This is a genomic window from Alphaproteobacteria bacterium (assembly GCA_040905865.1).
In the GTDB taxonomy this organism is placed as follows: domain Bacteria; phylum Pseudomonadota; class Alphaproteobacteria; order UBA8366.
The window spans coordinates 85,198-97,102 of record JBBDQU010000051.1; the positions used below are offsets into that span (position 1 = coordinate 85,198).

The 11,905-nt window shown below is 60.1% G+C and carries 8 protein-coding genes; 4 read left to right on the forward strand and 4 right to left on the reverse strand.

The features are described 5' to 3' along the window. A complete protein-coding gene (locus WD767_11075; GenBank protein MEX2616629.1) occupies positions 1–1,824 on the reverse strand; it encodes an autotransporter assembly complex family protein in 1,824 nt (607 codons plus the stop codon). A gap of 276 nt (positions 1,825–2,100) precedes the next feature. On the opposite strand from WD767_11075, the gene WD767_11080 reads away from it, so the two are divergent. After that, entirely contained in the window at positions 2,101–4,242 is a 2,142-nt protein-coding gene (locus WD767_11080; protein ID MEX2616630.1) for a sialate O-acetylesterase, read from the forward strand. Between the two features lie 113 nt (positions 4,243–4,355). On the opposite strand, the gene WD767_11085 is transcribed toward WD767_11080, so the two are convergent. Further along, the gene (locus WD767_11085; GenBank protein ID MEX2616631.1) at positions 4,356–6,335 is read right to left on the reverse strand and encodes an SGNH/GDSL hydrolase family protein; all 1,980 of its coding nucleotides are present in this window, start codon (positions 6,333–6,335) and stop codon (positions 4,356–4,358) included. A gap of 429 nt (positions 6,336–6,764) precedes the next feature. On the opposite strand from WD767_11085, the gene WD767_11090 reads away from it, so the two are divergent. Beyond that, complete coding sequence (locus tag WD767_11090; protein ID MEX2616632.1) at positions 6,765–6,971, forward strand: cold-shock protein; 207 nt, start codon at positions 6,765–6,767, stop codon at positions 6,969–6,971. A gap of 101 nt (positions 6,972–7,072) precedes the next feature. On the opposite strand, the gene WD767_11095 is transcribed toward WD767_11090, so the two are convergent. Further along, complete coding sequence (locus WD767_11095) at positions 7,073–7,861, reverse strand: enoyl-CoA hydratase (GenBank protein ID MEX2616633.1); 789 nt, start codon at positions 7,859–7,861, stop codon at positions 7,073–7,075. Between the two features lie 44 nt (positions 7,862–7,905). Continuing rightward, the gene (locus tag WD767_11100; protein ID MEX2616634.1) at positions 7,906–9,102 is read right to left on the reverse strand and encodes a CoA transferase; all 1,197 of its coding nucleotides are present in this window, start codon (positions 9,100–9,102) and stop codon (positions 7,906–7,908) included. Between the two features lie 118 nt (positions 9,103–9,220). On the opposite strand from WD767_11100, the gene WD767_11105 reads away from it, so the two are divergent. After that, positions 9,221–10,510, forward strand: coding sequence for an amidase (locus tag WD767_11105; protein MEX2616635.1), 1,290 nt, complete (start codon positions 9,221–9,223; stop codon positions 10,508–10,510). Between the two features lie 347 nt (positions 10,511–10,857). After that, entirely contained in the window at positions 10,858–11,640 is a 783-nt protein-coding gene (locus WD767_11110) for a PEP-CTERM sorting domain-containing protein (GenBank protein MEX2616636.1), read from the forward strand. The last annotated feature ends 265 nt before the right edge of the window (positions 11,641–11,905 follow it).

Here is an 11,905-nt window from a genome sequence, read left to right on the forward strand (position 1 = left end):
TCAGAACGCCTGTCCCAGGCTGATCAGTATCTGGAACGAATCATCGACACCATTGCGGCCGTTCAATGGCATGGCGATATCCAGGCGTATCGGGCCGATTGCGGTCAGGTAGCGCGCGCCGACCCCGCCGCCCCATTGCAGGTCCTCGCCGAAATCGGGAACGGACCCGTCATACACGCCGCCGGCTTCCACGAAGGCGACCAGCCCCACCGATTCGAAGGCGCGCCAGCGGATTTCGGCGCCGAACTCGGTCAGCGAGCGGCCGCCGATGGGATCGTTCTGCGAATCGAGCGGCCCGATACTGTTCAGCGAATAGCCGCGCACGGATCCCGGTCCGCCGCCATAGAGCCGCCTGTTGGCGGGTATGTCGCGGGTTTCCTCGCCGATGATGGTGCCCAGCCGCAGCCAGCCGGCGAGGATCAGTTTCTTTTCCTCCGCCAGCGGCAGGTAGACCGCATCGTACAGCCGGGTCGTGTAAAACGCCGTTTCGGTGTCGAGGATGCCGATATTGGGGGTGAAGGAAAGCGTCGCCCGCTGCCCCTTGCCCGGATCCAGCACATCGTCCGAGGTATCGTACCGCAGGGACAGCGGCAGGATCAGGAACGAAAAATCCTCCTCCTTCCCGGTTTCATCGACCCGGGAATGTTCCAGCCCGACGCCGGCCGAACCTGAATAGAATGTGGCGAACCGCCGTTCCAGCCGGCCGACCACCACGGTTTCCACGCTGGTGAACCCGTCCGGTTCCTCCTGCGCGAAACGCGCATCGAAGACCGCATCCTGGTTGTTGACGATGAAATCAGGGATGCGGTAATTCGCGAACAGCCCCTGCCGGATTTCCCCGAACTCCGCATCGAGCCGCAGGCGCTCGCCTTCGCCGAACAGGTTCCGGTGTGTCCAGAACGCCTTGGCCAGCAGCCCCTCCGTCGTCGAGAACGACCCGCCAAGCCCGATCGAACGGTGTTTGCGCTCCTCGACCGTGATCGTCACCGGTAACTCGCCATTGGCGTCAACGGCGTCGGCATGGGTGATCAGCACGCTGGAAAACAGGCCGGATTCGCGCAGCCTGGCCCGCGTCGTCTCGATATCCCCCGCATCGAACGGCGCGCCCTGCTGCCATGCCCGCGCCCGTTGCAGCACGGTGGGCTCGACCGCGGAAAGCCCTTCCAGGGATGTGGCGCCGAAGCGGGCAAAGGGCCCCATGTCCAGCGTTACGGTGATCCGGACCGCGCGCGCGGCATGGTCGACCACGGTCCTCCGTTCCAGGATACGCGCCAGCGGGTAGCTCTGGCGCGCCAGCGACGCCAGCAGCCGGGAATCCGCGGCGATGATCTGGTCCGCCCGGACGGGAGCGCCGGGATCGATGCCAAGGGTTTCATAGGGCATGTCAATCGGCGCGCGAGGTTCGCCGGGGGTCGTGGACACGATATCGTAGGCGGCCAGCATGTAGGGCGGCCCCGTATCGACCTGCAACGCGATCACGCTTTCCTCCGCACCCGGCCGCAGGACATCGTAGGTGACCGTCGCGCCATAATAGCCCCGCGACCGCAGCAGCGTGTCGATCCGCTCCAGCGCGGCATCGGCGCGCAACCGCAGCGCCCGCAGCGACGGCGCGGACGGATCCTTGTTTTCCTCCAGCTGCGATACATCGCGCACGGCGTCCGCCAGCGCCTTGTCGTCGATCCCGCTGAGCGTCACGGTATAGTGTTTTTCCTGCCCGGCCGCCGGGGCGACGCCCCACAGCGCGGCCATGAAAACGGCCACGAGGCAATACCGGGTCAGTCCGGCGCGGTGCATGGTATAGATAATGGCACGGGTCCTGAACAATTCATCCTGAAAGCGATTGCGGGATGTCGGCCTCCGCAAGGGTAAGGATATGGCGCTATCCGGCACGATTTTCCAGCAAAAACCCGCGCGCGGCGCGACGCTCCGGGACGTTCCGCGCCGCATGCCCCGACACCGTATGGAACAAAAAAAAGCAACCAGGGACGCGCTGGCGTGGGGATGCGATGGAGACTGCCGTGTGCGATGGCCACCGCCCGGCACCGGCGGTTACTTTTATATGCTTCGCATTAACCGCGTATTACAGTATTCCAGTTCGCCATGTGGAAACATAGTCGCCTTATCGCCAATATCCTGATCCTCCTGTCGCTTTGCGGTGTGACAGGGGCCATGTGGGCCATTTATCGGGCGGCAAACGTGACATTCGATCCCTGGCTCCTTGCCTTCGCCGCGGGCGGGGTGATTGCCATCGGGCTTTTGTTTTCGCTTGCCTTCAATTTCGCCGCGAAACTCCTGATCGCGGCGATTGCCTTTGCAACCGTCCTTGCCGCCTATGCCGGCAATCATGTACTGGAACTTACGGGCCGCAACCTGCTGCATATTTTCGATGCGACGGTCGCCCGGCAACAGATTCCGGTGGCGCCGCCTCCAGCCGACCCCGCCCCGGTCACAGCAACTGCGCAGACTCCATCTCCGGCCACTCGCAAACCGACCGTCCATTTCCAGGCGACGTATGACGCATACGGCCAGACATCCGCCGTCATTCCCGAAACCGAATCCCTGGCTCGGGTCTCCGATGGCGCCAGCATTCTCGGCTACAGTTTCGTTCCGGCAAACAACGCCGGCACTATAGAGATATCGGTGCAGGCGAATGCCTATGCCCAGACCGATAACGGGCTGGTTGTCGCCATCTTCCAGACCGGACGCGCTCAACCACTGAAACTGGCACGGATTGCCCTGCGGGCCGGTGAGCGAGGGTTTCTCGAAACCAGCGTTCGTGTCTCCTTTATCACGCGGGGACCAATGACCTTAGATGTCCGCGTCGGGCCATCGCGCCCGGGCACCATCTATATAAACGGTGATGCGACGGGAAAGCAGACCGTTCCCCGCCTGCCTGGCCTTACCATTACGGAAACACCGGATGCAGCCGCAGGAACCGGTAACCCATCTGGTCCCGCTATCGTCGACGCGGCGATACTGCCCGCGCCAACGCTGATTGGCGGAACGTGGCAGCAGCAGTTTTCCGGGCCGGCGGAAACGGATTCGGTGATGGCAGCGGCGTTATCCGCGCTCGACACGGGCCAGGGATTGAAGGTATTGGGCTTTGATATGCAGGGCGCGACGCGATCCGGAAACCTGCGTGTCCGAGTCGCAATGAACGCACTTTCCCACACGGACAACGAACTGCGTATCGGATTGTTTCGTGGCGATGGATCCGTTCCCGCCGGTCTGGCAACAGCGCGTTTGCTCGCAGGCAAAACGACCCACCTGATCAAGTCTTTTGACCTGGAGAATGTAAAATCAACAGAGAGTCTGAGGGTTCATGCCGGTCCGGGCCGCCCTGGCAATATATTTCTGAATGGCGACGGCAAAGGCGGCCGCCAGAAAATGGCGCTTTATCCCGTGTTGATTGTGGTGGAACGCGACCTAGCAACAACGGACACGCCTTTCCCCGACGATGACGGGACTGTCGCCTTCGCCAGGACTCTGAATCTGGTGCAACCGCATTCGGATCCTTCGCCCGCGGGGCGCAACAAGGTATCCTGCCGTGACGCCTTCGCGGGGCCGGATACGGGCGTGTTCCTTGCATTCGGGCAATCCCAGGCGGCCAACACCGGAATTCAAAAATACGAATCGCAGCGCGATGTCATTAATTTCAACTTTCTCGATTCCGGCTGCTACGCGGCAAAAGACCCGTTGCTGGGCGCCAGCAATCTGATGGGTAGCGTCTGGTCTCGTCTTGGGGACCTGCTGATCGATTCGGGCGCGTACCGTCGCGTCGTTGTGGCGCCCATTGCGGTCGGCGGGACGTTCCTCAGCGAATGGATGCCGGGCGGAAAGCAGCATCATCGCCTGTCGCTGGCGCTGCAGCGACTAAACCGCGCCGAGGCAAAGGTTGCCGGTTTCCTGTGGCAGCAGGGCGAGGCCGAAGCCGGCCGCACCGATATGAGCGTCTCGGAATACAAGAGCGGGTTTCTCGAAATGCTCGCCTCCATCCGTGCGCAGGGATTCTCCGCGCCGGTCTATGTCGCGGTATCCACTTATTGCGGCGCACTGGCCAAACGCAACGCCGAAAACATTCGCCGCGCCCTTCAGGAACTGGCGGCGGAAAACGCCGATATCCTTCCTGGTCCGGATACGGATGCGATCGGGGTGGATCAGCGCCATGACGGCTGCCATTTCGACGGCCCCGGCCAGGACCGGGCCGCCGACATGTGGGCCGATGCGATACGCGCGCGTTAATCGGAGCGATAATGTTGTCATGTTCACCACCCGTTACGCGCGTATCGCGCGATAATGGCATCGCTCCTGATTCCGTTGTTGCGCGACAACCGGACAAAAATTCAAGCAGCCTGCTAACGCTGATAAACAAGGATTTCGTCGAATAACGGCCTGGAGAAAATCCGTACCGCTGTGACGGGCGGATTGATTTTACGAGGATCTATCTCAGCGCAGGGAGGCAAGAGGAGGTACTGCGACGGTTGCAGGCTTTTCGACTCGGAAGTTTTCAGCGAAGATACAAGTTGAAGTAATTTTCGGCCTGTAAGTTCAGGAAGTTCCCGGGCGGCCATCGTCTGCTCAAGCACCGTGCCATCTTTGTCGACGATTGATATTCGGCAGCGTTCCAGTGTGGTCCAGAGGTCGTGGACCGCGGTCATTTCATCGAGCACCACGAAATGCCGTTGGCCCGGTTCATCCAGAATGAGTTCAAGCGCAGGTATGACCTTGCTGATTTTCGACAGGGCCTGTTCCGGCGTTTGCGCCTCATTTATCGAATTGTCCGTTAATTGGGCCAGAAATCCCACACTGGCGCGCTTGATCCTGTCGCGCAGGGTTACCGGTAACAGGTTCGCGAAAGAGATAATTGTTCCTTGATGCAGGTTGTTTCCACCGCGGCCATAGGGGACCAGCCGGTAGCCGATGGACGCAGAGGCTTCTGGATTTTCAGGCAGGGTGGCAAGAGGTAAATTTATCGGCGGGCCTTTCGGAGCGTTAGGCGGCGGGGAATAGACTGGTACAGGCCCTATCGAGTCAATGTCGAAATCGGGCGCGTCGTTGCCGATAAACGGTCCAGTGAGATAAGTGGCCACGGCCAAAGCATAGTAGTATGCCCCCAGGTCGTTGGGGTGCTGATCAAATGGCAAATGATACATGGCTTCCAGGTTCTGGTCCTGAATATATTGCTCAAGGTATTTCTCCATCCGCACCGGTCGGATGGCCGTCGGCAGATGCGACGTGAAATTCTCCATGATCCCGGCGATACTTTCCGGCGGCGCTCCCGCCAGTTCGTCATACCGCGGATTGTGAAGAAACACGGTTTCAGGATATTGCTGACGGATGCTTTCAAATGCCGTGACGCTGGCGGCAACGGCTTCGTCCCGGGATTGAAAGCTTTTTCCCGGGGCGAGGAACTCCAGGTCGGACAGCGTTCGGGGAATCCTCGACGTTATCGGATATACGGTATCGATCAGCCTTGCAACGAGTTCGGGATAAACCGCGTACCAGTCGACTGCGGCTATATAATGCTTTCTGACATGCTCCCTTATGAACCCGGTTCGGGTGTGTCCGTCGGTCCAGTTGGGCAGGCCTGCCATGCGGAATTTTCGGTACAGGTCGTTTGAAATGAAGTTTACTATTACGAGGTCAGGCTGAAATTCTGGCACTTCATGCCGGGCAATAGCGGCAAACTGCACGGCGCCAATACCATCGAACCCGAAATTCAGCGTTCTGGTATTTTTCTCGCCCGTATAGCGCTTCCAGGCAGAAGAACTGTTGAGAAGCGGTTCAACCAGTTCAACCCAGGTTGTATTGGCGCTGACAAGCGCCGTATACGAATCGCCAATGAAAGCGACGCGAAATTCGGATTCCGGTTTTATCTTTGGGTAATCCTCCTTGCCGACGTGGCCCCACTTATTGATCCGCACGTCAGTATCGAATGGCGGAGGGTAATGGATGCGCGAATTTGGCACATACCGATATCCGATTTCGGAATCAAATACATATGTAGCACCTGCACCGGATGTCGGCGGAAGGGATTTGAGCAGGTGATCAACGAGGTCGGATTCCAGCTTGCCCTGGATATACCATCTATACGCTATTTCCATTGTGACGTAGCCGACCAGAATCGTCGCGAATATGGCTATTGTTCCGACAAGTCGGATAGCGGTGGAGGTTTTCGTTGGACTTAGCTGTTTGTTCTGGTCTGGCATTGACTTCGTTTCAATTGGGTCATCGAATTCGCTCGCGTGGAATTTGGCAATGCCGTCGGAATCGACCGGATCTTTTGCTTCAAGTAGCGCACCCTGCGCTATAATACCTTCTGTCCGATGCTCCATGTTCGGCAATACTGGCAGCTACAAAACTAGCATTTACCGTGTCGACTTCCTATCCGCTATTTATTCCTTTCCCTTGTCCGGGAAAGCGCCCCGGCGACGATCCTGCCCATGACGGCTCCTGTGCTGATTTTCCGTTGAAACTGCCTTGTCACGGCTTCTTGTTATAATGCTTCACCGGTCGCGGCCAATGGTTGCCTGCGACGAATAACTCTATTGACAAAACCTTGGAAAAGTACTTGCCCCCCCAAATTGAAGCGGCATAGAATATTTACCGTGCATCGAACGCGCGAATGGCGGCTATCGGGAAGGCTCCTGTCCGGGAACGGACAAGGGGAACCGGTCGCCCTCTCGACAATGCGATGCAGTGCCCTCGATCCGGCAAGAAGTGCAGGAAATCCGCCGGATTGATATCGAAAGGAAGACGAGTACATGGCTACCGGGACAGTAAAGTGGTTCAATCCGACCAAAGGTTTTGGCTTCATCACCCCCGACACCGGCGGGAAAGACGCCTTCGTGCATATCACCGAAGTCGAGCGCGCGGGGATGCCCCCTCTGGTTGAAGGCCAGCGAATCAGCTACGAGGAAGTCAACGATGCGAAGGGGCTGAAGGCCGTCAGCCTGTCCGGCGCCGGCTGACGCACGGCGTCGCACACGGCCCGCCGAGAATTTGACGGGCCGGCGGGACCGCAGGAAGCGGCCATTGCCGTATTATTCCTGCGAGGGTTTTCGTTGCGCCGTTATCGCGCCGTAAAGACGGGTTTCCGCTTTTCCATGAAGGCCTTGCGGCCCTCGGCGTAATCGGCGCTGTCGAAGCACGCCTTGACCATGGCGGCGCATTTCCCGATATCGCGATCCGCCGGATCCTTGACGATCTCGCCCACCGTGAACTTGACCTGCGCCACCGTCAGCGGCGCGTTGCCGCCGATTGTCCTGGCGTAATCGTCGACATAGGCCTGCAGCATGGAAACCGGCACGACCCGGTTCACCAGCCCCATCTCCCGGGCTTCCGTGGCGTTGAACTGGCGCGCGGTGAAGAAGATTTCCTTGGTGAAGGACGGGCCGACGATATTGCTCAGCTTGCGGATATGGGCATAGCCGTAACCCAGTCCCAGCTTCGCCGCCGGCACGGCGAACCTGGCGTTATCGGCGCAGATCCGCAGGTCGCAGGACACCGCGATGCCCAGCCCGCCGCCGATGCAGTAGCCGTTGATCATGGCGATGGTCGGTTTCGGGAAGGAATGGATGCCGTCATAGGCCTTGTCCACGGCAACCGCGTATTTTTCGATCGCTTCCTGCGACGCGCGCTCGTTCTCGAATTGCGAGATATCGGCGCCGGACACGAAGGCCTTGCTGCCCGCGCCCTTCAGGACGACGACGCGGATTGCGTTGTCGTTGCGGAAATCCTCCAGGATTTCGACCACCCCTTCCCACATATCCATCGACACCGCGTTCAGGCGCTGCGGGTTGTTGAAGGTCATGAAGCCGACGGGGCCGCGCTTTTCGGAAATCATTTTCTCGGTGAGCATGGTTCCGGTTTCCTTTGTCGATTGAATGGGTTGCCCGCGTTTTTTCAGATGACGTTACGGCTGCGCAGGTCGGCGATCTCCGCCGCGCTGTAGCCGAGGCCGGCGTAAACCTCGTCGGAATGTTCGCCGCGCTCCGGCGGCGCGACAGCGATCCTGCTTGGCGTGCGGCTCATCCTGATCGCCTGCGACACCAGTTCGATATCGCCGCCGATGGCGGGCGACGTGACGCTTTCCGCCATGCCCAGATGCCTGACCTGCGGGTCGGCGAAGACCTGGTCGATGGAATTGATCTCACCGGCCGGCACGCCGGCCTCGTTGAAGATGTCGATCCACTCGGCGCCGGTCTTGTGGCGCGTGCGGTCGTTGATCGCCGCGTTCAGCGCATCGCGGTTCTGCGACCGCAACGCGCCGGTCGAATAGTCCGGCATCGCATTGAGATCCGGTTCGCCCATCGTGGCGCAGAAGCGTTCCCAGATGACCTGCCCGGCGACGGCGATATTGATATGCCCGTCAGACGTCCTGAACACGCCGGTCGGGATGCTGGTCGGGTGGTTGTTGCCGGCCTGCCGCGGCACCTCGTGATCCATCAGCCAGCGCGCCGCCTGGAAATCCAGCATGAAGATCTGCGCCGCCAGCAGCGAGGTGTCGACCCACTGCCCCGCGCCCGATTTTTCGCGCTCCAGCAGCGCGATCATGATGCCCTGCGAACACAGCAGCCCGGCGCAAAGATCCGCGATGGGGATGCCGACGCGCATCGGCCCCTCGCCCGGATTGCCGGTGATCGACATCAGCCCGCCCATGCCCTGGGCGATCTGGTCGAAGCCGGGGCGCTTCAGATAGGGGCCGTCCTGGCCGAAGCCGGAAATGCTGCCCAGGATGATCCGCGGATTGACCTTCTTCAGGGATTCGTAATCGATGCCGAGCCGGTTCTTGACGTCCGGGCGGTAGTTCTCCACCACCACATCCGCCTTCTCGACCAGTTTCATGAACACGGCCAGCCCGTCCGGGTCCTTCAGGTTCAGGGTCACGCTGCGCTTGTTGCGGTGCAGGTTCTGGAAATCCGGCCCGTGCCGGCGGCCGCCCAGTCCCTCGCCGCCTTCCAGCGCCTCGGGCATTTCGATCTTGATGACATCGGCGCCCCAGTCCGCCAGCTGGCGCACGCAGGTCGGGCCGGAGCGGACGCGGGTCAGGTCGAGGACGGTATATCCGGTCAGGGCGGACGAGGCGGCGGTATACGGCATGGTCGGTTTCCGTTCGTTTGGATATTCATGGCTGGTCAACCCGGCGGGTCGCGACCATGATGTAAAGGGGAACAATTACAGGTGCTATTGACCTTTTTTGGGAAGGGGCTGTCAACCGATGGAAACACCGAATTCACTGACCGCGACGGAAGCCGCGAAACGGATCGAGGCGGGTACGCTCACCTCGGAAGCGCTGGTCGCCAGCTGTATCGAGCGGATAGACGCGCGCGAGGATGTTGTCGGCGCCTGGAAGGCCTTCGACCGTGACTTCGCGCTGAAACAGGCGCGGGCGCTGGACAAAGGCCCAAGGCGCGGGCCGATTCACGGCATCCCCTTCGGCGCGAAGGACATCATCGACACGGCGGACCTGCCGACCGGCTACGGCTCGCCCATATATGAAGGCAACCGTCCGGCGGCGGATGCGCCCTGCGTCGCGCTCAGCCGCGAATCCGGCGGGGTGCTGATGGGCAAGACGGTCTCCACCGAATTCGCCAGCCGCCATCCGGGCAGGACGACCAACCCGCACAACCCGGCGCATACGCCCGGCGGATCGTCCAGCGGTTCGGGCGCGGCGGTGACCGACAGGATGGTGCCGCTCGCCTTCGGCACGCAGACCGGGGGGTCGGTGATCCGGCCCGCGGCCTTCTGCGGCTGCTTCGGCTGGAAGCCCACACACGGGCTGATCCCCGCCTTTGGGGTGAAGGAGAATACCCGCAGCTTCGATACGGTCGGCCTTTATGCCCGCGATCTCGACGATATCGCCCTGTTCCGCGCCGGGGTGCTGGCTCTGCCGCACGAGCCGATTGCCGGGGGATCGCTTCAGGGGCTGCGGGTCGGGTTCTGCCGCACCATGATGTGGGACCGCGCCAGCGCCGCGACGCAGGAACGGATCGAACATGCCGCCTCGGTGCTGTCAAAGGCCGGGGCGCGGGTCACGGATTTCCCGCTGGAGGGCCCCTTCGCCGGGTTCGCGGAAGCGGGAAAGACCGTCACCGGCTTCGAATTCCCGCGCACCCTGACCTGGGAACGCACCCATCACGCGGACAAGATCAGCGACGAACTGCTGAAAACCATCCTCGAGCCGGGCCTGAAGATAACCCTCGCCGAATACCAGCGCGCCCAGGCCACCATCGCCGCCTGCCGCGCCTGGCTGGCCGATGCGATGGCGGATTACGACGTGCTGCTGACCCCCAGCGCCCCGGACGAGGCGCCGGAGGGCCTGTCCTTCACCGGCGACCCCTGTTTCAACATCCTGGCAAGCTGGACCCATGTCCCGGCGGTCACCCTGCCGGTCTATACCGGCCCGAAGGGCCTGCCGATCGGCGTGCAGTTCGTCGGCCGCCGTGGCGGCGACATGAACCTGCTGGCGATGGCCAAGGCGGCCCTGCCGGCGTTGATGGCGGGATGATGGGTTCGCGCGCAACCTTCACCGCCCTATCGCCGACGATTCGGTTTCAAAATTCGTGTGTTTGGTAAACTGGCAACGTAATTCCACCGGCATTCTGCATCACGTCACCCAGCGCGGCATCCGGCGTGCGCAGCCCTTTTTCGAGAATAGCGGCTAAGCCTCGGCATAATTTGTAAAGAATCCCGACAGTTTTACGCCCAAATTCAAGGGCCTGCGCAGGGATAATTAATGAATTTATAAAAATCAGAGGCTTATAGTAAACCCATTCACGGCATGGAAATTGCTTTATTCCTCCTCGAGGACCCTTTTCAGGGGTGTTTTGTAAAGTTTTTCGACGGGAGGAGCGAATGAATCACCCAACTTCTTTAAGGAACGACCAGCGCCGAGTTCTCGAAACCAGTCGGCGCTGGAAGACGTTATTCGTCGTCGCCTGTTTAACGTTGGCTAGTTTTAGCTATTTGAACTCCGCCTCGGCTTTAGTTATTGGTGTGAGTGGGCCGCGGGCTACAGGAATTTCAAACTTATTAACGACAGGCGGACATACAGTTAGCGTGTTTGGCAGCGTATCGAATAGTGCGATCGATTATGCGGGACTAGACGTATATATACTGGAGAGGACAGTTGGTACGAGTGCGCTAGGTGATTTCGTACGCGGTGGCGGCCTGCTCGTTACCGAATGGGACGCATCGGCTTGGGCGCTAAACACCGAGAACCTTCTGAATGCAACAGATTCAGGTGGTGGCTTTATTGGAACCTCAACGCCCGTGACCTTTAACGCTGAAGGCTTAGTCGCCGGCCTCGGAACTGGATTGCCCAACCCATACTCGGAATCAGGAGGCACGGAATTCTTTCGGACCTTTGCGGGTATCGGGGCAGATGTCGATATATTGGCGACGCGCCCCGGCAACATTGCAGCAATCATTGGTGGCGCGTCAGGTTTAGGTAACACCCTAATTATTGGCTATGATTGGGCCGATAACTTAGGAACCAATAATACGCAAATGTTGTTGAATGCCGTGAATTTTCAAAATAATGGTGATCTCAGCGTTCCCGAGCCAGGCGCGCTAACGCTTCTTGGGATCGGGCTTATCGGTCTCGGCATCGCGAAACGGCGTAGAACGTCTGCTTAACAGCACCCTCCTATATTGAACGGCGACCTTGGGTCGCCGTTTCTTGTGGCAATTTTCGGTAAATTGCCGTGCCAATTTACTAGATACATGATTTGCAAGGGTCCGGGCATGCCACGTCTTCCCCGCCTCATCCTGCCCGGCATTCCGTATCACGTCACCCAGCGCGGCAACCGGCGTGCGCGGATGTTTTTCGAGGACGGAGACAATGGACGGGGTCAGGTTGAGCTACCCCGGGTTTGACGGACGGTTTAATCAAGCACCATTT

Bases quoted from the DNA above. Each gene is read 5' to 3' on its own strand.
- WD767_11080 (MEX2616630.1), top strand. From the start codon at position 2,101: ATGTGGAAACATAGTCGCCTTATCGCCAATATCCTGATCCTCCTGTCG.
- WD767_11085 (MEX2616631.1), bottom strand. From the start codon at position 6,335: ATGGAGCATCGGACAGAAGGTATTATAGCGCAGGGTGCGCTACTTGAA.
- WD767_11090 (MEX2616632.1), top strand. From the start codon at position 6,765: ATGGCTACCGGGACAGTAAAGTGGTTCAATCCGACCAAAGGTTTTGGC.
- WD767_11095 (MEX2616633.1), bottom strand. From the start codon at position 7,861: ATGCTCACCGAGAAAATGATTTCCGAAAAGCGCGGCCCCGTCGGCTTC.
- WD767_11100 (MEX2616634.1), bottom strand. From the start codon at position 9,102: ATGCCGTATACCGCCGCCTCGTCCGCCCTGACCGGATATACCGTCCTC.
- WD767_11105 (MEX2616635.1), top strand. From the start codon at position 9,221: ATGGAAACACCGAATTCACTGACCGCGACGGAAGCCGCGAAACGGATC.
- WD767_11110 (MEX2616636.1), top strand. From the start codon at position 10,858: ATGAATCACCCAACTTCTTTAAGGAACGACCAGCGCCGAGTTCTCGAA.